This window comes from Pseudomonas sp. 1 R 17, assembly GCF_900067035.1.
In the GTDB taxonomy this organism is placed as follows: domain Bacteria; phylum Pseudomonadota; class Gammaproteobacteria; order Pseudomonadales; family Pseudomonadaceae; genus Aquipseudomonas; species Aquipseudomonas marginalis.
The window spans coordinates 165,681-187,660 of sequence record NZ_FKLB01000066.1; the positions used below are offsets into that span (position 1 = coordinate 165,681).

Sequence of the window (21,980 nt, forward strand, 5' to 3'; positions counted from 1 at the left end):
GGTTTTGGGGCTGCTTCGCAACCCAGCGCGGGCGGTGCGACGATTCGACAAGCCCGCTCACCACAGAAGCCTAATTGCCATAGATTCCGTATTCGCTGGAAGTTGTGTAGATACCCATGCCCCGATGAGGTCGGCCCAGCCAACCCAGGATTCAGCGCTTAGGCAGATACGCCGGCAAATACAGCCCCACATACGCATCAAAAACCCGCATCCCTTCCTCCGCCATACGCGGCGTAATCAGCCCATGCTGATGCACCGAACGCGCATACACGCGATCACTCAATTCCAACGCCAGCGCAAACACATCCACATCGGTTGGCAAGCTCGGCACTTCAAAGTGGCGGTCGAACACCTCCAGCATCAAATCCCCCAACTCCAGATCATGCTGGCGGTCCGCCTGGGTCACTTCGGTCAGCCCGTGCTGGGCCAGGATCAACTGGCGCGCGGCGGCGTCGTTGCTGTAGATGGTCAGCATGCGCTGTTCGACGATGTAGGACAGGTCGCGCCAATGCTTGAGTGAATCATGCTCGATGGGGGCCTGGATGGCGCAGCGGAAGGCTGCATGTATATCGGCGGTCAGTGCCTCCAGCAGCGCCGGCACACTGGCGAAAAAGTGATACACCGACGACGGCGGAATCTGCGCGCGCTCGGCCACGCTGTAGATCGACAAACTCGCCACGCCTTCGGCGGCCAGCAAGGTGCGGGCGGCATCGAGAATCGCGTCGATCCGTGCCTGGCTGCGGGCGCGGGGTTTGCGAGGGGCGGCGGGGCGGGTGGGCATGGAAGTCTCCTACAAGGCAGCGGGCATTGTACGCAGAGCCTGGGGATGATCCATACCGCTTGTTGTGGTGAGCGGGCTTGCCCCGCGCTGGGCTGCGAAGCGGCCCCAATAAAAACGCCGCATTCTGACAGGCAGAATGCGGCGTCTGGTTTTAGGGCGGCTTCGCCACCCAGCGCGGGACAAGCCCGCTCACCACATTTAATGCAGCCGCCGGTTAAACGGTATGCAGGTACCAGTTGTACTCAAGGTCGGAGATGGAGTGTTCGAACTCTTCCAGCTCACTTTCCTTACAGGCGACGAAGATATCGATGTATTTAGGATCGATGTACTTGGCCATCACCTCGCTGTCGTCCAACTCGCGCAGGGCATCGCGCAGGTTGTTCGGCAGGCTCTGTTCGTTCTGCTCGTAGCTGTTGCCTTCCACGGGTGCGCCCGGTTCGATCTTGTTGGTCAGGCCGTGGTGCACGCCTGCCAGGACCGAAGCCATCAGCAGGTAAGGGTTGGCGTCGGCACCGGCCACACGGTGTTCGATACGTACGGCGTCGGACGAGCCGGTCGGTACGCGAATCGCCACGGTGCGGTTGTCCAGGCCCCAGCACGGCGAGTTCGGCACGTAGAACTGTGCGCCGAAACGACGGTAGGAGTTGACGTTAGGGCACAGGAACGCCATTTGGGCGGGTAGGGTCTCGAGCACACCGCCGATCGCGTGACGCAATGCGGCGTTCTGCTCGGGATCCTCGCTGGCAAAGATGTTCTTGCCGTCCTTGTCCAGGATCGAGATGTGTACGTGCAAACCGTTGCCTGCCTGGCCTGGGTAAGGCTTGGCCATGAAGGTGGTGTCCATCTCATGGTCGTAGGCGATGTTCTTGATCAGGCGCTTGAGCAACACTGCGTAGTCGCAGGCCTTGATCGGGTCGGCCACGTGGTGCAGGTTCACTTCGAACTGCGCCGGGGCACTTTCCTTGACGATGGCGTCGGCCGGGATGCCTTGCTCTTTGGCACCTTCCAGGATGTCCTGGAGGCAGTCGACGTATTCGTCGAGGTCGTCGATCAGGTAAACCTGTGTCGAGTGCGGGCGTTTGCCGGAGATCGGCGAGCGGGGCGGTTGTGGGCGGCCGTTCACGTTCTCCTGGTCGATCAGGTAGAACTCAAGCTCGAAGGCGGCGCAGATGGTCAGACCGAGGTCGTCAAACTTGCTTACAACTTGGCGGAGCACTTCGCGCGGATCGGCGAAGAAAGGTTCACCTTCAAGTTCGTGCATGGTCATCAGCAATTGCGCGGTAGGGCGCTTTTGCCAAGGTTCATTGCACAGGGTGTCAGGGATCGGATAACAGATTCGGTCAGCATCACCGATGTCCAGGCCCAGGCCGGTGCTTTCCACCGTCGAGCCATTGATATCCAGGGCAAATAAAGAGGCAGGCAGGTTAATGCCCTTCTCGTAAACCTTGTGGAGGCTGGTGCGTTCGATGCGCTTACCGCGCACCACACCATTCATATCCGCAATTAGAAGGTCTACGTACAGAACCTCAGGATGATCCTTAAGGAACGCGTTCGCTTCGTTAAGCTGAACGGCACGCGGGGGTACCGACATGATGCAACACCTTTGTTGTTAAAAATATCAATCATTGATCTTTTCTGGTTTCAGTCAACCCGAACGGCATGCCGAAGTCAAGCGAGGCCTTTTTTGCCCTAAAAAAGCGCCGTGACCGCACTTTTGGGGCTTTTTGGGGCGGTTTTTTCGGTTTGACCGGCTTGGGACTCGCAGGCTTGAGCGGGCCGTGTTGTATTTTTTACGGGGGTGTTGTGTAAAAAAATGAACAAGGCTAAGCTCGATTCAAACCCATAACAGCAATAATACCGGGGTGCTTCATGTCTCGCCTGCCGCCAATCGGCGTCTCAGCCTGCTTCAGCCAGGCTTTGTCCGCAGTCCGTTCGTCCCGCGTGAATGCCCACGCACCGGCCAATATTCTTGACGGCCCATCCGCTCTCTTTTTTGCCTCCTCGACTGTCACTGACCGGCTCCCCTCTGCGCGGCCGCTCATGATTCTGCACGACTTTGGCTTGAGGAATGCAACGCTGCAGCAAATGGCAGGTAAGCTCCTACCCTGAACGAAAAAACGACGCGGATGCTGCGTCAACCAACGCCTGGCCTTTAATGGATGCCAGGAAACCCAGCCCAGAGGCATTTATGAGTAACAACCTCGACCAGCTCACCGATTGGTTGAAAGACCACAAGATCACAGAAGTCGAATGCATGATTGGCGACCTGACCGGTATCACCCGGGGCAAGATCTCGCCGACCAACAAGTTCATCGCCGAAAAAGGCATGCGCCTGCCCGAGAGCGTTCTGTTGCAGACCGTGACCGGCGACTATGTCGAAGACGACATCTATTACGAATTGCTCGACCCGGCAGACATCGACATGATCTGCCGCCCCGACCAGAACGCGGTGTTCCTGGTGCCCTGGGCCATCGAGCCGACCGCCCAGGTGATCCACGACACCTACGACAAGCAAGGCAACCCGATCGAGCTGTCGCCGCGCAACGTGCTCAAGAAAGTCCTCAAGCTCTACGCCGACAAAGGCTGGCAGCCCATCGTGGCGCCGGAGATGGAGTTCTACCTGACCAAACGCTGCGAAGACCCGGACTTCCCGCTGCAACCGCCGATCGGTCGGTCCGGGCGCCCGGAGACCGGCCGCCAATCCTTCTCTATAGAAGCCGCCAACGAATTCGACCCGCTGTTCGAAGACGTCTACGACTGGTGCGAGCTGCAGGAGCTGGACCTCGACACCCTGATCCATGAAGACGGCACGGCCCAGATGGAAATCAACTTCCGTCACGGCGATGCCCTGTCCCTGGCCGACCAGATCCTGGTATTCAAGCGCACCATGCGTGAAGCCGCGCTCAAGCACGACGTGGCGGCCACCTTCATGGCCAAGCCGATGACCGGCGAGCCCGGCAGCGCCATGCACCTGCACCAGAGCATCATCGACATCGCCACCGGCAAGAACGTCTTCTCCAATGAAGACGGGACCATGAGCCAGCTGTTCCTCAACCACATTGGCGGCCTGCAGAAGTTCATCCCTGAGTTGCTGCCGCTGTTTGCCCCCAACGTGAACTCGTTCCGCCGCTTCCTGCCCGACACCTCGGCGCCGGTGAACGTGGAGTGGGGCGAAGAAAACCGCACCGTCGGCCTGCGCGTACCGGATGCCGGCCCGCAGAACCGTCGCGTGGAAAACCGCCTGCCGGGCGCCGACGCCAACCCGTACCTGGCGATTGCCGCCAGCCTGCTGTGTGGCTACATCGGCATGGTCGAAGGCCATAACCCCAGCGCCCCGGTAGTGGGTCGTGGTTACGAGCGCCGCAACCTGCGCCTGCCGTTGACAATTGAAGACGCCCTGGAACGCATGGAAAACAGCAAGACCATCGAAAAATACCTGGGTCAGAAATTCATCACAGGGTATGTCGCGGTCAAGCGGGCCGAGCATGAAAACTTCAAGCGCGTGATCAGTTCGTGGGAGCGGGAATTCCTGCTCTTCGCCGTCTGATGCGCCGGGCGCGCCCGTCACACGGCGCGCCCCTCACTGAAAAGTCTAGGAGATTGGTATGTCCAGCAACAACCCGCAAACCCGTGAATGGCAAGCCTTGAGCAGTGATCACCACCTGGCGCCGTTCAGCGACTTCAAGCAATTGAAAGAGAAAGGCCCACGGATCATCACCAAAGCCCACGGCGTTTACCTGTGGGACAGCGAAGGCAACAAGATCCTCGACGGCATGGCCGGCCTGTGGTGCGTGGCGATCGGTTACGGTCGCGATGAACTGGCCGACGCCGCCGCCAGGCAGATGAAAGAACTGCCGTACTACAACCTGTTCTTCCAGACCGCTCACCCGCCGGTGCTGGAGCTGGCCAAGGCGATTTCCGACATCGCGCCTGCCGGCATGAACCACGTGTTCTTCACCGGCTCCGGCTCCGAAGGCAACGACACTATGTTGCGCATGGTCCGCCACTATTGGGCGATCAAGGGCCAGCCGAACAAGAAAACCATCATCAGCCGCAAGAATGGCTACCACGGCTCCACCGTGGCTGGCGCCAGCCTGGGCGGCATGACCTATATGCATGAACAGGGCGACTTGCCGATCCCGGGCATCGTCCATATCGCCCAGCCGTACTGGTTCGGCGAAGGCGGCGACATGAGCCCCGAAGAGTTCGGGGTCTGGGCCGCCAACCAACTGGAAGAGAAGATCCTGGAACTGGGTGTGGACAACGTCGGTGCCTTTATTGCCGAGCCGATCCAGGGCGCCGGTGGCGTGATCGTGCCGCCGGACAGCTACTGGCCGCGCATCAAGGAAATCCTCGCCAAGTACGACATCCTGTTTGTGGCCGACGAAGTGATTTGCGGTTTCGGCCGTACCGGTGAGTGGTTCGGTAGCGATTTCTACGACCTCAAGCCCCACATGATGACCATCGCCAAGGGCCTGACCTCGGGCTACATCCCCATGGGTGGCCTGATCGTGCGCGACGACGTGGTGGCCGTGCTCAACGAAGGCGGTGATTTCAACCACGGTTTCACCTACTCCGGTCACCCGGTGGCCGCGGCCGTGGCCCTGGAAAACATCCGCATCATGCGCGATGAAACAATCGTTAACCGCGTCCACGACGAAACGGCACCGTATTTGCAGAAACGTCTGCGGGAGCTGGCGGATCACCCGTTGGTGGGTGAGGTGCGCGGTGTCGGCATGCTCGGTGCAATTGAGCTGGTTCAGGACAAGGCGACGCGCAAGCGTTACGAGGGCCGTGGTGTCGGCATGATCTGCCGAACCTTCTGCTTCGAGAATGGCCTGATCATGCGCGCCGTGGGCGACACCATGATCATTTCGCCGCCTCTGGTGATCAGCAAGGCTGAAATCGACGAGCTGGTGACCAAGGCTCGTCATTGCCTGGACCTGACTTTGGCGGCATTGCAGGGCTAAGTGCTAGGCTCAGTGCGCAGCGCACCGGGCAGTTATAAATGTGGGGGCTTTGGTTGAAAGCCGGCCCCTGAACTTGCCAGACTGTCGCCCTGTTTTGTTGCCCTCTGCAAGGGCCGCGAAACGAAAAAAGAACGTGGCCCAAAAAAGAAAAAATTGGAGCATCACCAAATGAAGGCATTAGGTTTGAAGAACGCTGGCAAGACCCTCCTTGCCTTGTCCCTGATGGGCGCAATGGCGGGCGCGGTCCAGGCCGACGATAAAGTGCTGCACGTCTACAACTGGTCCGACTACATTGCACCGGACACCATCGCCAACTTTGAAAAAGAGTCGGGCATTAAAGTGGTGTACGACGTTTTTGACAGCAACGAGACACTCGAAGCCAAGTTGCTGGCAGGCAAGTCCGGCTACGACATCGTCGTACCGTCGAACAACTTCCTCGCCAAGCAGATCAAGGCCGGTGTCTACCAGGAGCTGGACAAGTCCAAGCTGCCCAACTACGGCAACCTGAACACCTCCCTGCTTAAAGCCGTGTCGGTCAGCGACCCGGACAACAAGCACGCTTTCCCGTACATGTGGGGTTCGATCGGCATCGGCTACAACCCGGACAAGGTCAAGGCCGCGCTGGGCGTGGACAAGATCGATTCGTGGGACGTGCTGCTCAAGCCTGAAAACATCGCCAAGCTCAAAAGCTGCGGCGTGAGCTTCCTCGACTCGCCGACCGAAATGCTGCCGATCGCGCTGCATTACCTGGGCCTGCCAACCGACAGCCAGAAGAAGGCCGACCTCAAGCAAGCCGAAGACCTGTTCCTGAAAATCCGTCCTTCGATTGGCTACTTCCACTCGTCCAAGTACATCTCCGACCTGGCCAACGGCAACATCTGCGTAGCCGTGGGTTACTCGGGTGACATCCAGCAGGCCAAGTCCCGTGCGGCTGAAGCCGGTGGCAAGGTCAAGGTGGCCTACGACATTCCGAAAGAAGGTGCCGGTAGCTTCTTCGACATGGTCGCCATCCCTAAAGATGCCGAAAACGTCGACGCCGCTTATAAGTTCATGAACTACCTGCTCAAGCCGGAAGTCATGGCTTCGATCACCAACAGCGTGCGTTTCCCGAACGGTAACGAGAAGGCCACCGCACTGGTCGACAAAGACATCACCAATGACCCGGGCATCTACCCGCCAGCGGATGTGCAAGCCAAGCTCTACGCCATTGCGGACTTGCCGGCTGCCACCCAGCGTGAAATGACACGCAGCTGGACCAAGATCAAATCCGGTAAATAAACCGGCCTTCATTAACCACCGCGCGCCCCGCGGTGGTTAATGAAACAAATAAATGACAGAAAGTTTTGCCGGATCGGTTTATCGAGGGTAAGTTGCGCGCCGGTTTTGTTGCCGGGCAACAACTTTGGGCCCAACTATTTAAGAGGACCTCCACTTGCCAATTTCTTTGTTTCGCCAAGCCTTGCTGGTAGGTGCAGGTCTCACGCTGGCTGTCAGCGTGCAGGCCGCACCGACCGTGCATATTTATAACTGGTCGGATTACATCGGTCCCGACACCCTGGCCAACTTCGAAAAGGCCACCGGCATCAAACCCGTGTATGACGTGTTTGATTCCAACGAAACCCTGGAAGGCAAGTTACTGGCCGGGCGTACCGGCTATGACGTGGTAGTGCCGTCCAACCACTTCCTCGGCAAGCAGATCAAGGCCGGGGCGTTCCAGAAACTCGATAAGTCGCTGCTGACTCATTACGCCAACCTGGACCCTGTGCTGCTCAAGCGCCTGGAGAAGAACGACCCGGGTAACCAGTACGCCGTGCCGTACCTGTGGGGTACCAACGGCATCGGTTACAACGTCGACAAAGTGAAGGAAGTGCTGGGTGTCGACAAGATCGACTCCTGGGCCGTGCTGTTCGAACCGGAAAACATGAAGAAGCTGGCCACCTGTGGTGTGTCGTTCATGGACTCGGCGGATGAAATGCTGCCGGCGGTGCTCAACTACATGGGCCTGGACCCTAACAGCACCAACCCTGAAGACTACAAGAAGGCGGAGGAAAAGCTGCTCAAAGTGCGGCCCTACGTGACCTATTTCCATTCTTCCAAATACATCTCGGACCTGGCCAACGGCAACATCTGCGTGGCCGCCGGGTTCTCCGGCGACGTGTTCCAGGCCAAGGCTCGCGCAAGCGAAGCGGGCAAAGGCGTGAACATCGCCTACGCAATTCCGAAGGAAGGCGGCAACCTGTGGTTTGACGTGCTGGCGATTCCCAAGGACGCCACCAACATCAAGGAAGCCCACGCCTTCATCAACTATTTACTGCAATCTGAGGTGATCGCCCAGGTCAGTGACACCGTCGGTTACGCCAACCCTAACCCAGGGGCGGACAAACTGATGGAGCAATCGATACGCACCGACGAAGCGGTTTACCCACCGCAGGCGGTTCTCGACCGGACATTCGTCAACTTCGAGCTACCCCCGAAAGTGCAACGTTTAATGACCCGTAGTTGGACCAAGGTCAAGACGGGCAAGTAAGGCTCAAACTATCCAAGGTTCGCCCGCCTCGGGCGAACTGCACTCTTTTTTTTGGGAGTTTCGTAAATGGCAGTTGCCTCCGGCGCCTATAAGAAAGCCCTCGAGGGCGACCAGACACCGAAAAAGGTGCTGGTCAAAATCGACCGGGTCACGAAGAAGTTCGACGAGACGATTGCCGTGGACGATGTGTCCCTGGAAATCAAGAAAGGCGAGATCTTCGCCTTGCTCGGCGGTTCGGGTTCGGGCAAGTCCACCCTGCTGCGCATGCTCGCAGGCTTCGAGCGCCCGACAGAAGGTCGGATTTACCTCGACGGCGTGGACATCACCGATATGCCGCCCTACGAGCGGCCGATCAACATGATGTTCCAGTCCTACGCCTTGTTCCCACACATGACCGTGGCGCAGAACATTGCGTTCGGCCTGCAACAGGACAAGATCCCCAAGGCCGAAGTCGATGCCCGCGTGGCCGAAATGCTCAAGCTGGTCCAGATGAGCCAGTACGCCAAGCGCAAGCCGCACCAGTTGTCCGGTGGCCAGCGTCAGCGGGTGGCGCTGGCCCGCTCCCTGGCCAAGCGCCCGAAACTGCTGCTGCTCGATGAGCCCATGGGCGCCCTCGACAAGAAGCTGCGTTCGCAGATGCAACTGGAACTGGTGGAGATCATCGAGCGCGTCGGCGTGACCTGCGTGATGGTGACGCACGACCAGGAAGAGGCCATGACCATGGCCGAGCGCATCGCGATCATGCACCTGGGCTGGATCGCCCAGATCGGCAGCCCGATCGACATCTACGAGACGCCGACCAGCCGCCTGGTGTGCGAATTCATCGGTAACGTCAACATCTTCGACACCCAGGTGGTGGATGACGCCGAAGGTCACGCGGTGCTCAAGTGCCCGGACCTGGACCGTGACATCTACGTGGGCTACGGCATCGCCACCTCGGTGGAAGACAAGTCGGTGACCTACGCCATCCGCCCGGAAAAACTGCTGGTCACCACCGAAATGCCGACCTGCGAACACAACTGGTCCAGCGGCAAGGTGCACGACATCGCCTACCTGGGCGGCCACTCGGTGTTCTACGTCGAGCTGCCAAGCGGCAAGCTGGTGCAGTCCTTCGTCGCCAACGCCGAACGCCGTGGCCAGCGCCCAACCTGGGGTGACCAGGTGTACGTGTGGTGGGAAGACGATAGCGGCGTGGTACTGCGCACATGAACATGAAGAAGCTCAAGCGGCGCTTGCACCGCATCGTCCCCAGCGGCAAGCAGGTGGTCATCGGGATTCCGTTCCTGTGGCTGTTCCTGTTTTTCGCCCTGCCGTTTTTCATCGTCCTGAAAATCAGCTTCGCCGAAGCCGACGTGGCGATCCCGCCGTACACCGAGATCTACACCTACGTCGAGCAGAAGCTGCAGGTGGTGCTGAACCTGGCCAACTACAGTTTGCTGGCAGGTGATGAGCTGTACATCGCGGCTTACCTGGGCTCGCTGAAGATGGCGTTCTTCAGCACACTGTTGTGCCTGCTGATCGGCTATCCGATGGCCTATGCCATTGCCACCGCGCGCAAAGAGATGCAGACCGTGCTGGTGCTGCTGATCATGATGCCGACCTGGACCGCGATCCTGATCCGCGTGTATGCGTGGATGGGCATCCTCAGCAACAACGGCCTGCTCAATGGCTTCCTGATGTCCATGGGGCTGATCAACGAACCGCTGCAGATCCTCAACACCAACATCGCGGTGTATATCGGCGTGGTCTATTCGTACCTGCCGTTCATGATCCTGCCGCTGTACGCCAACCTGGTGAAGCATGACCAGAGCCTGCTGGAAGCCGCATCGGACCTGGGTTCGAGCACCTTCAACAGCTTCTGGAAAATCACCGTGCCGCTGTCCAAGAACGGCATCATCGCCGGCTGCATGCTGGTGTTTATCCCGGTGGTGGGCGAGTTCGTGATCCCGGAACTGCTCGGCGGCCCGGAAACCCTGATGATCGGTAAAGTGTTGTGGCAAGAATTCTTCAACAACCGTGACTGGCCGGTGGCGTCTGCCCTGGCGGTGGTGATGCTGGCGATCCTGATCGTGCCCATCATTCTGTTTAACCGCAGCCAAGCCAAAGAGATGGAGGGCAAGATATGAAGCGCGTCAGTTTCTCAAGCTTCATGCTGGTGGCGGGGTTGTTGTTCATCTACCTGCCGATGCTGATCCTGGTGATCTACTCGTTCAACGAATCCAAGCTGGTGACGGTGTGGGGCGGTTGGTCGATCAAGTGGTACGTGGGCCTGCTGGACAACACCCAGTTGATGGGCTCGGTGGCACGTTCCCTGGAAATCGCCTGCTACACGGCGGTGGCCGCCGTGGCGCTGGGTACGTTGGCGGCGTTTGTGCTGACGCGCATCAGCCAGTTCAAGGGCCGCACGCTTTTCGGCGGCCTGGTGACCGCGCCGTTGGTGATGCCGGAAGTGATCACCGGTCTGTCGCTGCTGCTGCTGTTCGTGGCCATGGCGCAGATGATCGGCTGGCCCCAGGAGCGTGGCATCGTCACCATCTGGATCGCCCACACCACGTTCTGTGCCGCTTATGTGGCGGTGGTGGTATCGGCGCGCCTGCGTGAGCTGGACCTGTCGATCGAAGAAGCGGCGATGGACCTGGGTGCACGGCCGTGGAAGGTGTTCTTCCTGATCACCATCCCGATGATCGCGCCGTCGCTGGCGGCGGGCGGCATGATGTCGTTCGCACTGTCCCTGGATGACCTGGTACTGGCCAGCTTCGTCTCGGGACCGGGTTCGACCACCTTACCGATGGAAGTGTTCTCGGCGGTACGCCTGGGGGTTAAACCCGAGATCAACGCCGTGGCGAGCCTGATTCTGCTGGCAGTGTCGCTGGTGACCTTCCTGGTGTGGTTCTTCAGCCGGCGTGCCGAAGAGATGCGCAAGAAGGCCATCCAGCAGGCGATTGAAGAAGCCGCCGCCGATGGCTGGCAGCAGCCGGACAAGCGTCGGGCTCCAGCGCCGGTCTAAATGTGGGAGGGGGCTTGCTCCCGATGGCGGTGGGTCAGTCAATAGATGCAGTGACTGACACTCAGCTATCGGGGGCAAGCCCTTCCCACATTTGATCGCATTTCAACTCCGCTACGCCAACCACGGCGACTTGCGAATCACCTCGACAAAATTCATTGGCTTGAACCCCGGTTCCTGATCCACCAGCACATCGGTCTTCACGTTGCCGAACGTGGTCTGCGGGCGATGGCGCAAGCCGTCGGCAAACGCGCAGATGATGCACTCCTTGAACCCTTCACCGCGTGGATGCGCATGCACCACGGCTTCGCGCTGCACGCTGCTGAACGCGGCGTAGTCCATGCCCAGCACGTCCATTTCCACACCGGCGGTCACCAGTGCCACGGTCGGGCGCAGGTGTTGCGGCACGCCCGGCGTGGTGTGCAGGGCGATGGACAGCCACACCTGTTCGATATCGTCGTCGCTCAGCCCGTAAGGCTTGAGGAAGGCCGCGGCGGCGTTGGCGCCGTCCACTTCGAAGCGCTGGTCATCACTGCGATGGCCTGCCACCAGGCCCAGGTCATGGAACATGGCGCCGACGTAGAGCAGCTCCGGGTTGTAGGCCAGTTGCTTGCGCTCACCGCTCAATGCGCCGAACAGGAACACCCGGCGGGAGTGGTGGTAGAGCAGGTCGGATTCGATGTCGCGGATGTAGTCGGTGGTGGCTTTGGCCAGGGCGCTGTCCGGGATCTTGATACCGGCGATGGTGGTGGTCATGGTGGTTCTCCTCTGGAAAGCAGTCAGTTTGGTCGCTGGTCGGTGCAGCGAACATCGCGGTGAGGGCGCGATCCCGGCCAATGTGCCGACACATCGTGCCAAGCAGAAATCGACTAGGGTGTAGCGGGCGATATCACTCTGGAAGCCTGCGAAAATCCCAGTGTGGGAGGGGGCTTGCTCCCGATTGCTGAGTACCAGGCACTGCATCTGCTGACTGATACAGCGCCATCGGGAGCAAACCCCCTCCCACAGGGTTTGCATTTTATTCCGCTAGAAAAAGGTGTCTGTGAGCATGCACAAGACCGTCGCGATCCTGATCTTCCCCGGCGTCCAGTCACTGGATGTGACCGGTCCCATGGACGTGTTCTACGAGGCCAACCGCTTTCTGGTGCCCGAAGATCATTACCAGTTGGAAGTGATAGGTTTAGGCCACGGCACGATGGCGGCTTCCAATGGCCTGTCACTCCAGGCCCATAATCATTACAGCGAAGCCCTGCAGGCCTATGACCTGCTGCTGGTCGCGGGCGGCCCGCAGTTACCCTTCGAGGACTTCGGCGCTCCGTTCGATGATTGGCTGCGTGGCGCCACCGCCCGGGCGCGACGGTTTGGCTCAATCTGCAACGGGGCCTTCATGCTGGCGCGCGCCGGATTGCTGGACGGAAAAACCGTCACCACCCATTGGAACGACGCCGCCGACCTGGCGCGTCTGTGCCCCTCGGCCCAGATCGAAGCCGACCGCCTCTACGTACAGGATGGCAATCTCTACACCTCGGCGGGCGTCACGGCAGGCATCGACCTGTCGCTGTACCTGCTGGCCCAGGACCACGGCCCGGAAGTGGCGTTGAGCGTGGCCAAGCGCCTGGTGGTGTTCACCCAGCGCTCGGGTGGGCAGTCGCAGTTCAGCCCGTTCCTCACGCCCCACGCCGAAACCACCTCGGCGGTGGCGCTGGTGCAGTTATACGTATTGGCGAACCTGACGGGTGACCTGACCATCGCCGACCTGGCCAAGGCCGCCAACATGAGCGCGCGCAACTTCTCCCGGGTGTTTGCCCGTGAGGCGAGGATTACGCCAGCGGAGTTTGTCGAACGGGCGCGGGTGGATGCGGCGCGGGTGATGCTCGAAAGCACGCATGCGCCGCTGAAAACCGTGGCCTATCAATGCGGGTTTCGCGATGCCCAGCACATGCGCAGCGTGTTCAACCGCCGGCTGGGCGTGACGCCGCAACAGTTCCGGCTCAATTTTGCGGCACCGGTCTAAGCCCCTTCCACAGGTTGACCGATTTCCAAGGGGCTATCGCGCCGGCAGCAGTTTCAGCGTGCTGCGGGTATTGGCCGTGACTTCCTCATCACTGAAATGCGCCTGCTCATAACCCCCTTCGATATAGGTCTCGGCCTGGTCGCCATAGTGCTTGTCGAACGGCACGCCGCTTTGCCCCACCGGATTGATGGTGAGGGCGTGTGCCACGTCAGCGAAGTCGATCAGGCGGCGGGTGGAGGGGCCGTAGGTCACCGGCCATGGTGCCGGGCCGATATTGGCAGATTGGTTATTCGGCACTTCGTGAGTGCCGGGTGCCGGGAACGGGCCGACGTTGACGATCAGGTCCAAGGGTTTCTGTGAGCCCAGCGGATGACCGTGGGTCAGGGTATGAGCCTTGCCCCACTGCCATTGCGTCGGGTCATCGCCGAAGGTGGCCTTGAGGTGCGCGAGGCTGTTGTCCCAGGCCCGCTTGACGGTGTCGGCGCGCTTGCCGTCCCACCAGGGCGAGGCCGGGTCGGCAGCCAGGCGGGGCAGGGCGGCGTCGATTACGCGGGTGGTGAGTAGGGTCTTGAACATCCCGTCACCCAGCTTCGGGTGGAAGGCCGCGTCGGCGAGGTTGAACAGGAACTGGTTGAACAGCGTGGCGCTGGTGGAATCCAGCGGGTAGTCACCCTTCCAGCCGGCAAGCTGTTCCACCAGCTTCAACTGCGCCGGGTCTGTGACCACCTCGCGCAGCACCGGCAACAGCGGCGCCAGCAGGCGCGGGCCGAAGGCGGTGGTGGTGCCCAGTTGCAGGGCCTGGCTGTTGGTCACATCCCACTTCACGCTCTTGTCGCTCAACTGCGCGTTCAACTGCTGGCCCCGGTCGGCGAGGTTGTAATAGCCGGGGATTTCCATGCCGGTGGGCGACGCCGGCTGGGCATTGGCCGAGACCACATAGCCACGCGCCGGGTTTTCTTCCTGGGGGTTGGCGCTGAAGGGGTAGAAGCCCAGCTTGTCGGCCTCGGCGGTGCTGCCGTCGAGGATAAACCCTGGGTTGGCACCTGCCGGGCGAATCGGCAACTGTGCCGCCGCCCACCAGCCGATATCGCCCCTGGCATTGGCCCACACGATATTCAGCCCCGGTGCCGACACTTTGGACGCCGCCGTACGGGCCTTGGCCAACGTGTCGGCGCGGTTGAGCTGGTAGAAACCTTCGAGGATCGGGTTCTGGGTGTCGAGGAACGCCCACCACATGGCAATCGGCGTCTTGCCGCCGTTGTCGCCGAGCACGTCATTGACGATCGGGCCGTGGGGTGACTGGCGCAGGGTGAGGCTGACCGGTGCCTGGCCTTTTACGGCGATCTGTTGCTCGCTGCGGGTCATGTCGACCCACTGGCCGTGGTACCAGACCTGGTTGGCGTTGTCCGGGTTGACCTTTTCGGCGATCAGGTCGAGGTCGTCGTTCTGGAACATGGTCAGGCTCCAGCCGAAATCCAGGTTGTGCCCCAGGAACGCCACGGGTACCAGCGCGTTGTGATAGCCATACAGCTCGAAGCCCGGCGCCGACAGCTGCGCCTCGTACCACACCGACGGCACCGAGAAGCGAATATGCGGGTCACCCGCCAGCAGCGGTTTGCCGCTCTTGGTGCGACTGCCACTGATGGCCCAGGCGTTGCTGCCCTCGAATTGCGGCAAGCCGTTGTCGGCCAACGCCTGCTCGCTCAGGGCGGCGAGGGCGCCGAGGGTTTTCCAGTCACTGTCGGCCAGGTTGAGGGCGCCCTTGGGTTGCCAGTCGAGGTCGAAGACGTTCAGGTAGTCGCTGCCCAGTTGGTCGCGGACGTAAGTCAGCAAGGGCTCGGTACGAAACGCAGCGGCAAAGCTGTAGGCCATGTACCCGGCGACGCTGATGGTGTCCTCGGCGGTAAACGCGCGCCTGGGGATGCCCAGTACGTCGAACTCCATCGGGCGGGCGTGGCTGTCCTGATACTGGTTGATCCCGTCCAGATAGGCTTGCAGGGCCTTCCAGTGCGCCGACTCATGGTCCTGCTGGGCCACGTAGGTGGCGGCGCGGTCACGAATGCGCAGGCTGCGGAACAACTTGTCGGTCTCCAGCAGCTTCGGTCCGAGCACCTCGGCCAGTTCGCCACGGGCCAGGCGGCGCATGATCTCCATCTGGAACAGGCGGTCCTGGGCATGCACGTAGCCCAGGGCGCGATACAGGTCGGTCTCGTTCTCGGCGCGAATATGCGGCACGCCACGGTCGTCGTAGCGCACGGTGACCGAGCCTTGCAGGTTGGCCAGTTCAACCGTGCCCTGGCGGGTGGGTTGCTTGCTGTAGACGTACCAGCCCGCACCGAGGCCGATCAGCACCAGCAGAACCGCAAGAACCTGCAGGACGCGCTTCATGAACATTCCTTACCAAGAGTGGGGTGGCGGGCTACTCATCTTTCGACCACGAACAATAGCAGCCCACCGCCAGGGTGTGCGTGGCATTCACCGCTCGGCCGGCTTCAAGGGCTTTCAGGATCGGCTCGATAAAACTGTTATTGGAATTGCACGTCAGCCCTTCGCTGTAGGGCCCGAAATATGCGAGCTTGCCGGTGCGGTCCCAGATGCCCACGGCCGGGCTGGCCGGCACCTGGTCGGCGCCAGGGAGGGCGGTGAGGGTTTTCATCTGGCGCAGGTTGTCGGGCAACTGGCCGTGGCTGCCGGCTTTTTGCAGGGCATAGAACTCGACGCCCTGGGGCGCGTATTGCTCGATCAACTCGCCCAGGTGCTGCTGGTTGCCGACGTTGCAGGGGCAAGCCGGATCCCAGAAGTGCACCAGGCGGATCGGCCCGGGGCCTGCGAGTTCGGCGGGCAGGCGCAGGGCGTCGCCGGAGAATACCGCGGTGTGTTCGCTGAAGGCGCGCAGGTAGCGGCCCTGGAACCAGTCATACGCCGCCCACAGCACACCGGCGCAGATGATCAGGATCAGGCTGGCGAACAGGGCGTTACGGTAAGGCTGTCGCATTCGGATCTATCCTCGCAGGTCGCGTAGCTTGCCATGCTTGTCCTGACAGATGAATATCGCAGCTCGATATTCATCTTCGCCGCAAGTCTGGAAGCCTTTATGCCTGTGACCTTTGACCCTGATCACCTTCGCGAAAGCCTGCGGCCCCTGGTGGATGCGCAACCGCTTTCAGCCGAAGCACGGGTCTACCAGCGTTTCTACGGACTGGACCTGAGTGCACGCAACGTGCCGACAGTGAGTCGGCTGGGGCGTTTCGAGGTGGCTGGGTTCGAGGTGGTCGCCCAGGTGTGGTGGCCGCCCGTGCCGGCGGCGACGATGTTTATGTTCCACGGCTTCTACGACCATATGGGCCTGTATCGCCATGTGGTGGACTGGGCCCTGGACCAGGGCTTTGTGGTAATCGCCTGCGATTTGCCGGGCCATGGCTTATCCAGCGGCGCGCGCGCCAGCATCGATGATTTTGCCGTGTACCAGGATGTGGTGCAGGCACTGTTCGCCCAGGCCCAAGCGCTGCAATTGCCGCAGCCCTGGCACTTGTTCGGGCAAAGCACCGGCGGCGCGGTGGTGGTGGATCACTTGCTCAACCGGGGGGCCGACAGCCCCGCCCAGGGCAAGACCTTCCTGCTCTCACCGCTGGTGCGGCCGCGCGCGTGGGGATGGTCACAGGTCAGCTATTACCTGCTGCGCCCGTTCGTCAAAGGCATCGCCCGGCGTTTCAGCGAGAACACTCACGACCCGGCGTTCAAGCCGTTCCTGGAAGCCGACCCGCTGCAACCCCGCCAACTGCCCACCGCCTGGGTAGGTGCCCTGGCGCGCTGGATCAAACGCATCGAAGCCGCCCCGCGCAGCCCTCGGCGGCCGGTGATTGTGCAGGGTGAGGAAGACATGACGGTGGATTGGCAGCACAACTTGCAGGTGCTGCGGGGCAAGTTCGACCAGCCCGAGGTGTTGATGCTGCCGCGCGGCCGGCATCACTTGGCGAATGAGATTCCTGAGATTCGCGAAGAGTACTTCCGGTATTTGACGGACCATCTGAAATAACGCAGTCCAAATGTGGGAGGGGGCAAGCCCCCACATTTTATTACTGCGTCAGGCTTGAAGTGCTCTGGCCGACTGCCAGACCTGCGCGAATCGCCGCCAGCGCCGCCTGGTAATACGCCTTACCTTCCGGTGACTCCGCAAACGTCGCGAACTCTTCCAGCTCCGGGTCGGACAAATCCCGATAGACGTAGAGCAGAGTGTTGTTCAGGTCATTGCCAATCTGTTGCATCAGCCGCTCACGCTGGCCATTCAGCATGCCTTGGGCCTGGCCGCCACCCAGCAGGCCGGGGATCATCTGGCTCAAGCTGTCGGCGGCCACGCCGGCGATCGCCAGGCTCACTTCCGCCCCGGCTTCGCGGGCGGGCAAGGCCTGGGCCAGGTGGCCGATGATCAGGCTGCGAGTGGCGTCAGCCTCGATGTGCGGCAGGCCTTGGGCGTTTTTTGCCAACTGGTCGCGGCGCGTGGCCAGCAACTCGGCCGCAACGACCTTGCGGCCCAGGGGCGATTGGAAAAACGCCAGGGCCGGCGCAGGGTCCGCCAGGTGCTTGCGTAACTGGGCTTCGGCGCGCTGGTCCATGGCCTGGGCGGCAAAGCGCTTGTTGCTGTTGTCCACCAGCGCCTGGTACACCGCCGGCGGCAGGCTGTTACGGTAGCGTTGCTGGGCAGCACTGAGGGCGTCATTGAAATGCGCACGTTGTTCGGCCCAGCCGGCGACCTTGTACAACTGGTCATGGCCGTCTGCCCAGGCGGGCAAAACGCAGAACATCAGCAAGGAAAAAAACAAACGACGCATATGGACTCCTGTCAGTCGGCCACTATTGTCCGTGTCGGGCGTAGGATTTGTCGAGAAGTCCTATCAGTCAGCTGACTAAAGTGTATTCAGACGCTCGGCGGCTCTGTCGGATTCACAGGCGTATGGATACTATGCGCGCCATGCAAATACCCCTCGATCACCCCCTGCTGCAACGCATCGTCGATGACCTGGCCGAAAAAGGCTGGTCGCAGCAGAACGGCTTCCTGCCCCAGGCTCTGACCCTGGAACTGGCGGCTGAGTGCCGTAAACGTGCGGCCGAGGGTGAACTGGCCCCGGCGGCAGTGGGGCGCGGGCCGGCCCAGGAGATTCGCGAGGGTATTCGCGGCGACCATATCCAGTGGCTGGAGGAGGGCGACGCGGCGGTCTGTGACAGCTATATGGCGTTGATGGACACGCTGCGCCTGGCGATGAACCGTGGTTTGTTCCTCGGCCTTGAGGATTTCGAAAGCCACTTCGCGATGTATCCCCCCGGCGCGTTTTACCTCAGGCACCTGGACCGGTTCCGCGACGATGATCGGCGCATGGTTTCGGCGGTGATCTACTTGAACGACGCCTGGTTGCCCGAGCACGGTGGCCAGTTGCGTATGTACCTCAAGGACGGCGTCGAATACGACGTGGTGCCCAGCGGTGGATGCCTGGTGGTGTTCCTGTCGGGCGAAGTGCCCCACGAAGTCATGCCGGCTACGCGCGAGCGCCTGTCTCTCACCGGCTGGTTTCGTCGGCGCGGCAACGAGCCGTTCTAACCATGCAAAAGATTCTGATCAGCCGCTGCCTGCTTGGCCACAAGGTGCGCTACGACGGTGGGGCCAGCGGGCCGTTCGATCAACTGGCGGCGTGGCAGGCTGAAGGGCGCGTGGTTGCGATCTGCCCGGAAGTGTCGGGCGGTCTGCCGACGCCCAGGCCCTCTGCCGAGATTCCAGGTGGGCAGGGCATCGATGTGTGGGAAGGCCGCGCCCAAGTGTTGACGGCCGAGGGCGAAGACTTCAGCGCCGCCTTCCTCGACGGCGCCCGGCAAGCCTTGGCGTTGGTGCAGCGCCATCACATCCGCATCGCCATTCTCAAGGCCAATAGCCCGTCCTGCGGCAACCTGCTGACTTATGACGGCACTTTCACCGGTGTCAAGGTCAGTGGCGAAGGTGTCACGGCGGCGCTGCTCAAGCGCCATGGCGTGCAGGTGTTCAGTGAGCTGGAGTTGCCTGCGGCGGCACTGGCGTTGGCGCGCCTGTAGGGGCCTGGTCCTCGAACCACTTCTGGGACAGTGCCTTTAATCGGCCATCGTCCTTCACCCGCTTCAACGCCCCGTCCAGGCTGGTCTTGAAGGCCGGGTTGCCCTTCTGGAACGGGATCGCCAGTTCAGGCTTGTCGTGATAAGCCTCGCTGAAATCGAACTGATCCTTAAGCTCGGCAGTCATAGCGACATGGTTGATGGCCACATCGTATTTGCCGGTTGAGACCCCCGGCAGCATGTCGGCATCGTCGGTGGTGATAAACGAGGGGCGCACGTCCATTTCCTTTGCCAGCAATTCACCCAGCTCGACTTCAAAGCCGGTGAGTTTGTCGCCTTCCTTGAAATTGTACGGTGGTGTGTTGGCTTCAAGGGCGATGCGGAGTTCGCCGCGATCGTTTACATCGTCGATCAGTTCGGCATGAGCCAGGGGGCTCAGAAGGGGCAGCAACAGTAACAGGCCAGGCGAAAAGCGCATGGTCACTCCTAAAGAATTCGAATGTGCGAGGCGCCGTTCAGCATCGCTTTGCTATGGTGGTGAGTGCCTTGGACAGCAATTTGTCGCGAAGTTGTCAGAACCCTACAGATTTCATGGAAAAACTGGAGAAGCGAATGAAAGCCCTATTGTCCCGTGCAACCATTGCCAGCCTGCTGCTGGGTGCCTCGATGTTGGCGAATGCCGCCGATGTTCCGCGTACCCCCGCGCCCAAGGGGGCTGAGGTGTTTATCGTCTCGCCCAAGGATGGCGCGACCGTCGACAAAACCTTCACCGTCAAATTCGGCGTCAAGGGCCTGGACCTTGAGCCGATCGACAAGCAAGTACCAAACGCCGGCCACCATCATCTGCTGGTAGACCAGGATGTACAGTCGCTGAAGGCTGATGAGGCCATCCCAGCCACCGCCACGTCGATTCACTTCGGTAAGGCGCAGACTGAAACCGAACTGACCCTGGCTCCAGGCAAGCACACCCTGCAACTGGTCGCAGGCGACAACGTGCATCGCCAATTCGAGCCCACTGTAGCCTCGAAAGTGATCACGGTTAACGTCAAGTAAGATTTGTTCAGACAAAAAAATGGGAGGCCCCTGCGGGTCTCCCATTTTTTGTGCAGCGTGTGCAGCGTTAGAACAACACGCGGCTACGGATAGTGCCGTTGATGTGCTGCAGCTTCTCTTGCGCCAGGTCCGAGTACTCGGCGTCGACGTCGATCACCACGTAGCCGACCTTCTCGTTGGTCTGCAGGAACTGACCGGAGATGTTGATGCCGTTTTCCGCGAACACCTTGTTGATCTCCATCATCACCCCAGGGATGTTCTGGTGGATGTGCAGCAGGCGGTGCTTGCCAGGGTGAGCCGGCAGGGCCACTTCCGGGAAGTTGACGGACGAGACCGAGGTACCGTTGTCGCTGTACTTGACCAGCTTCTCCGACACTTCCAGGCCGATGTTGGCTTGGGCTTCAGCGGTGGAGCCGCCGATGTGCGGGGTCAGGATCACGTTGTCCAGGCCACGCAGCGGGCTTTCGAAGATGTCGTCGTTGGAGCGTGGCTCCACCGGGAACACGTCGATTGCGGCGCCGATCAGGTGCTTGTCCTTGATCGCGTCGGCCAGGGCGTCCAGCTCGACCACGGTGCCCCGTGCAGCGTTGATCAGGATGCCGCCTTTCTTGATGGCGCGGATTTCCTTCTCGCCGATCATCCACTGGGTCTCAGCGGTTTCCGGAACGTGCAGGGTGACGATGTCGGACATGCCCAGCAGTTCGGTCAGGCTCGACACCTGGGTGGCGTTGCCCAATGGCAGCTTGGTCAGGGTGTCGTAGAAGAACACCTGCATGCCCAGGCCTTCGGCCAGTACCGACAGTTGCGTGCCGATCGAACCGTAACCGACGATACCCAGCTTCTTGCCCCGGATTTCGAAGGAGTTGGCCGCGCTCTTGATCCAGCCGCCACGGTGGCAGGAGGCGTTCTTCTCAGGGATACCGCGCAACAGCAGGATGGCCTCGGCCAGCACCAGCTCCGCGACGGAACGGGTGTTGGAGTACGGGGCATTGAACACTGCGATGCCGCGCTCGCGCGCTGCATTGAGGTCGACCTGGTTGGTGCCGATGCAGAAACAGCCAACTGCCACGAGTTTCTTGGCGTGATCGAAGATCTCTTCGGTCAGTTGAGTGCGGGAGCGAATGCCGATGAAGTGTGCATCGGCGATCTTTTCCTTGAGCTGGGCTTCCGGCAGAGAACTGGTGATGTACTCAATGCTGGTGTACCCGGCAGCTTTCAGAACGTCGACAGCCGATGGGTGGACGCCTTCCAAAAGAAGGAACTTGATCTTGCTCTTATCGAGAGAAGTCTTGCTCATCTGCGTAAACCTGTATCCCGGAGAAAAATGGCAGGGAATCGAATAGCCGGATGTGCCCTGATTCACCAATACTGTTCCCGTTTGACGGCGTCTGTTGCCGTCATGCTGCGTTGCCGCTCCTCCCCATAGCCAGCTATGAGTCGTCGCGGCGTCTTGCCTGACGACAACAGCCACTCGTCAAACAGAAACGTATTGGTAAATCAGGGCACAGAGCTGACCCGGACGGCAGGAAAGCCGTCACCGCAGAAACGCCCTTGGG

20 protein-coding genes are annotated in these 21,980 nt (G+C 60.8%); 12 read left to right on the forward strand and 8 right to left on the reverse strand.

What is annotated here, in order from left to right; translation table 11 throughout:
• Window positions 1-151: 151 nt before the first annotated feature.
• On the reverse strand, window positions 152-781 hold the full coding sequence (locus BFP99_RS28640) for a TetR/AcrR family transcriptional regulator (protein WP_065924363.1): 630 nt from the start codon (window positions 779-781) through the stop codon (window positions 152-154).
• 214 nt (window positions 782-995) lie between these two features.
• Window positions 996-2,372, reverse strand: coding sequence for a glutamine synthetase family protein (locus tag BFP99_RS28645; protein WP_003213894.1), 1,377 nt, complete (start codon window positions 2,370-2,372; stop codon window positions 996-998).
• Window positions 2,373-2,969: 597 nt separating this feature from the next.
• On the opposite strand from BFP99_RS28645, the gene BFP99_RS28650 reads away from it, so the two are divergent.
• The 7 genes from BFP99_RS28650 to BFP99_RS28680 all read left to right on the forward strand — a co-directional run bounded on the left by BFP99_RS28650 (window position 2,970) and on the right by BFP99_RS28680 (window position 11,285).
• Complete coding sequence (locus BFP99_RS28650) at window positions 2,970-4,328, forward strand: glutamine synthetase family protein (RefSeq protein ID WP_003176780.1); 1,359 nt, start codon at window positions 2,970-2,972, stop codon at window positions 4,326-4,328.
• 58 nt (window positions 4,329-4,386) lie between these two features.
• Window positions 4,387-5,751 carry an aspartate aminotransferase family protein gene (locus BFP99_RS28655; RefSeq protein ID WP_065924362.1) on the forward strand — a complete coding sequence of 455 codons (1,365 nt, stop codon included), beginning with the start codon at window positions 4,387-4,389 and terminating at the stop codon, window positions 5,749-5,751.
• Between the two features lie 183 nt (window positions 5,752-5,934).
• A complete protein-coding gene (locus BFP99_RS28660; protein WP_065948787.1) occupies window positions 5,935-7,029 on the forward strand; it encodes a polyamine ABC transporter substrate-binding protein in 1,095 nt (364 codons plus the stop codon).
• A gap of 154 nt (window positions 7,030-7,183) precedes the next feature.
• Window positions 7,184-8,278 carry a polyamine ABC transporter substrate-binding protein gene (locus tag BFP99_RS28665; RefSeq protein WP_027608404.1) on the forward strand — a complete coding sequence of 365 codons (1,095 nt, stop codon included), beginning with the start codon at window positions 7,184-7,186 and terminating at the stop codon, window positions 8,276-8,278.
• A gap of 66 nt (window positions 8,279-8,344) precedes the next feature.
• Window positions 8,345-9,487 (forward strand): ABC transporter ATP-binding protein, encoded by a 1,143-nt coding sequence (locus BFP99_RS28670; protein WP_027608405.1) that lies wholly within the window; start codon window positions 8,345-8,347, stop codon window positions 9,485-9,487.
• Complete coding sequence (locus tag BFP99_RS28675) at window positions 9,484-10,404, forward strand: ABC transporter permease subunit (RefSeq protein ID WP_027608406.1); 921 nt, start codon at window positions 9,484-9,486, stop codon at window positions 10,402-10,404. The genes BFP99_RS28670 and BFP99_RS28675 overlap by 4 nt, the downstream gene beginning before the upstream one ends.
• Window positions 10,401-11,285 (forward strand): ABC transporter permease subunit, encoded by an 885-nt coding sequence (locus tag BFP99_RS28680; RefSeq protein ID WP_015886412.1) that lies wholly within the window; start codon window positions 10,401-10,403, stop codon window positions 11,283-11,285. Before BFP99_RS28675 ends, BFP99_RS28680 begins: the two co-directional genes overlap by 4 nt.
• Before the next feature lie 111 nt (window positions 11,286-11,396).
• Here BFP99_RS28680 and BFP99_RS28685 read toward each other — a convergent pair whose 3' ends face one another.
• Window positions 11,397-12,038 carry an HD domain-containing protein gene (locus BFP99_RS28685; protein WP_065924361.1) on the reverse strand — a complete coding sequence of 214 codons (642 nt, stop codon included), beginning with the start codon at window positions 12,036-12,038 and terminating at the stop codon, window positions 11,397-11,399.
• Between the two features lie 292 nt (window positions 12,039-12,330).
• Between BFP99_RS28685 and BFP99_RS28690 the strand changes: the two genes are divergently transcribed.
• Window positions 12,331-13,296 carry a GlxA family transcriptional regulator gene (locus BFP99_RS28690; RefSeq protein WP_065948772.1) on the forward strand — a complete coding sequence of 322 codons (966 nt, stop codon included), beginning with the start codon at window positions 12,331-12,333 and terminating at the stop codon, window positions 13,294-13,296.
• 33 nt (window positions 13,297-13,329) lie between these two features.
• On the opposite strand, the gene BFP99_RS28695 is transcribed toward BFP99_RS28690, so the two are convergent.
• Together BFP99_RS28695 and BFP99_RS28700 are read right to left on the reverse strand one after the other, a co-directional pair.
• Window positions 13,330-15,684: a penicillin acylase family protein gene (locus tag BFP99_RS28695; RefSeq protein WP_065948773.1), complete on the reverse strand. Its 2,355-nt coding sequence runs from the start codon at window positions 15,682-15,684 to the stop codon at window positions 13,330-13,332.
• 31 nt (window positions 15,685-15,715) lie between these two features.
• On the reverse strand, window positions 15,716-16,291 hold the full coding sequence (locus BFP99_RS28700; RefSeq protein ID WP_065948774.1) for a DUF6436 domain-containing protein: 576 nt from the start codon (window positions 16,289-16,291) through the stop codon (window positions 15,716-15,718).
• 99 nt (window positions 16,292-16,390) lie between these two features.
• On the opposite strand from BFP99_RS28700, the gene BFP99_RS28705 reads away from it, so the two are divergent.
• Entirely contained in the window at window positions 16,391-17,332 is a 942-nt protein-coding gene (locus BFP99_RS28705; protein WP_065948775.1) for an alpha/beta hydrolase, read from the forward strand.
• A gap of 40 nt (window positions 17,333-17,372) precedes the next feature.
• On the opposite strand, the gene BFP99_RS28710 is transcribed toward BFP99_RS28705, so the two are convergent.
• Entirely contained in the window at window positions 17,373-18,125 is a 753-nt protein-coding gene (locus BFP99_RS28710; RefSeq protein WP_027608412.1) for a DUF2059 domain-containing protein, read from the reverse strand.
• A gap of 131 nt (window positions 18,126-18,256) precedes the next feature.
• Here BFP99_RS28710 and BFP99_RS28715 point away from each other — a divergent pair, with 131 nt between their 5' ends.
• Together BFP99_RS28715 and BFP99_RS28720 are read left to right on the forward strand one after the other, a co-directional pair.
• Complete coding sequence (locus tag BFP99_RS28715) at window positions 18,257-18,889, forward strand: 2OG-Fe(II) oxygenase (RefSeq protein ID WP_065924356.1); 633 nt, start codon at window positions 18,257-18,259, stop codon at window positions 18,887-18,889.
• 2 nt (window positions 18,890-18,891) lie between these two features.
• Entirely contained in the window at window positions 18,892-19,374 is a 483-nt protein-coding gene (locus BFP99_RS28720) for a DUF523 domain-containing protein (RefSeq protein WP_027608414.1), read from the forward strand.
• On the opposite strand, the gene BFP99_RS28725 is transcribed toward BFP99_RS28720, so the two are convergent.
• The gene (locus tag BFP99_RS28725) at window positions 19,325-19,849 is read right to left on the reverse strand and encodes a transporter substrate-binding domain-containing protein (protein ID WP_051429424.1); all 525 of its coding nucleotides are present in this window, start codon (window positions 19,847-19,849) and stop codon (window positions 19,325-19,327) included. The genes BFP99_RS28720 and BFP99_RS28725 overlap by 50 nt on opposite strands.
• A gap of 134 nt (window positions 19,850-19,983) precedes the next feature.
• Here BFP99_RS28725 and BFP99_RS28730 point away from each other — a divergent pair, with 134 nt between their 5' ends.
• Window positions 19,984-20,424 (forward strand): DUF4399 domain-containing protein, encoded by a 441-nt coding sequence (locus BFP99_RS28730; protein ID WP_027608415.1) that lies wholly within the window; start codon window positions 19,984-19,986, stop codon window positions 20,422-20,424.
• 67 nt (window positions 20,425-20,491) lie between these two features.
• On the opposite strand, the gene serA is transcribed toward BFP99_RS28730, so the two are convergent.
• On the reverse strand, window positions 20,492-21,721 hold the full coding sequence (serA, locus tag BFP99_RS28735) for a phosphoglycerate dehydrogenase (protein ID WP_003176761.1): 1,230 nt from the start codon (window positions 21,719-21,721) through the stop codon (window positions 20,492-20,494).
• Window positions 21,722-21,980: the final 259 nt, after the last annotated feature.

Coding starts and splice junctions, on each gene's coding strand:
- BFP99_RS28640 (WP_065924363.1), bottom strand. CDS start 781: ATGCCCACCCGCCCCGCCGCCCCTCGCAAACCCCGCGCCCGCAGCCAG.
- BFP99_RS28645 (WP_003213894.1), bottom strand. CDS start 2,372: ATGTCGGTACCCCCGCGTGCCGTTCAGCTTAACGAAGCGAACGCGTTC.
- BFP99_RS28650 (WP_003176780.1), top strand. CDS start 2,970: ATGAGTAACAACCTCGACCAGCTCACCGATTGGTTGAAAGACCACAAG.
- BFP99_RS28655 (WP_065924362.1), top strand. CDS start 4,387: ATGTCCAGCAACAACCCGCAAACCCGTGAATGGCAAGCCTTGAGCAGT.
- BFP99_RS28670 (WP_027608405.1), top strand. CDS start 8,345: ATGGCAGTTGCCTCCGGCGCCTATAAGAAAGCCCTCGAGGGCGACCAG.
- BFP99_RS28675 (WP_027608406.1), top strand. CDS start 9,484: ATGAACATGAAGAAGCTCAAGCGGCGCTTGCACCGCATCGTCCCCAGC.
- BFP99_RS28680 (WP_015886412.1), top strand. CDS start 10,401: ATGAAGCGCGTCAGTTTCTCAAGCTTCATGCTGGTGGCGGGGTTGTTG.
- BFP99_RS28685 (WP_065924361.1), bottom strand. CDS start 12,038: ATGACCACCACCATCGCCGGTATCAAGATCCCGGACAGCGCCCTGGCC.
- BFP99_RS28690 (WP_065948772.1), top strand. CDS start 12,331: ATGCACAAGACCGTCGCGATCCTGATCTTCCCCGGCGTCCAGTCACTG.
- BFP99_RS28695 (WP_065948773.1), bottom strand. CDS start 15,684: ATGAAGCGCGTCCTGCAGGTTCTTGCGGTTCTGCTGGTGCTGATCGGC.
- BFP99_RS28700 (WP_065948774.1), bottom strand. CDS start 16,291: ATGCGACAGCCTTACCGTAACGCCCTGTTCGCCAGCCTGATCCTGATC.
- BFP99_RS28705 (WP_065948775.1), top strand. CDS start 16,391: ATGCCTGTGACCTTTGACCCTGATCACCTTCGCGAAAGCCTGCGGCCC.
- BFP99_RS28710 (WP_027608412.1), bottom strand. CDS start 18,125: ATGCGTCGTTTGTTTTTTTCCTTGCTGATGTTCTGCGTTTTGCCCGCC.
- BFP99_RS28715 (WP_065924356.1), top strand. CDS start 18,257: ATGCGCGCCATGCAAATACCCCTCGATCACCCCCTGCTGCAACGCATC.
- BFP99_RS28720 (WP_027608414.1), top strand. CDS start 18,892: ATGCAAAAGATTCTGATCAGCCGCTGCCTGCTTGGCCACAAGGTGCGC.
- BFP99_RS28725 (WP_051429424.1), bottom strand. CDS start 19,849: ATGCGCTTTTCGCCTGGCCTGTTACTGTTGCTGCCCCTTCTGAGCCCC.
- BFP99_RS28730 (WP_027608415.1), top strand. CDS start 19,984: ATGAAAGCCCTATTGTCCCGTGCAACCATTGCCAGCCTGCTGCTGGGT.
- serA (WP_003176761.1), bottom strand. CDS start 21,721: ATGAGCAAGACTTCTCTCGATAAGAGCAAGATCAAGTTCCTTCTTTTG.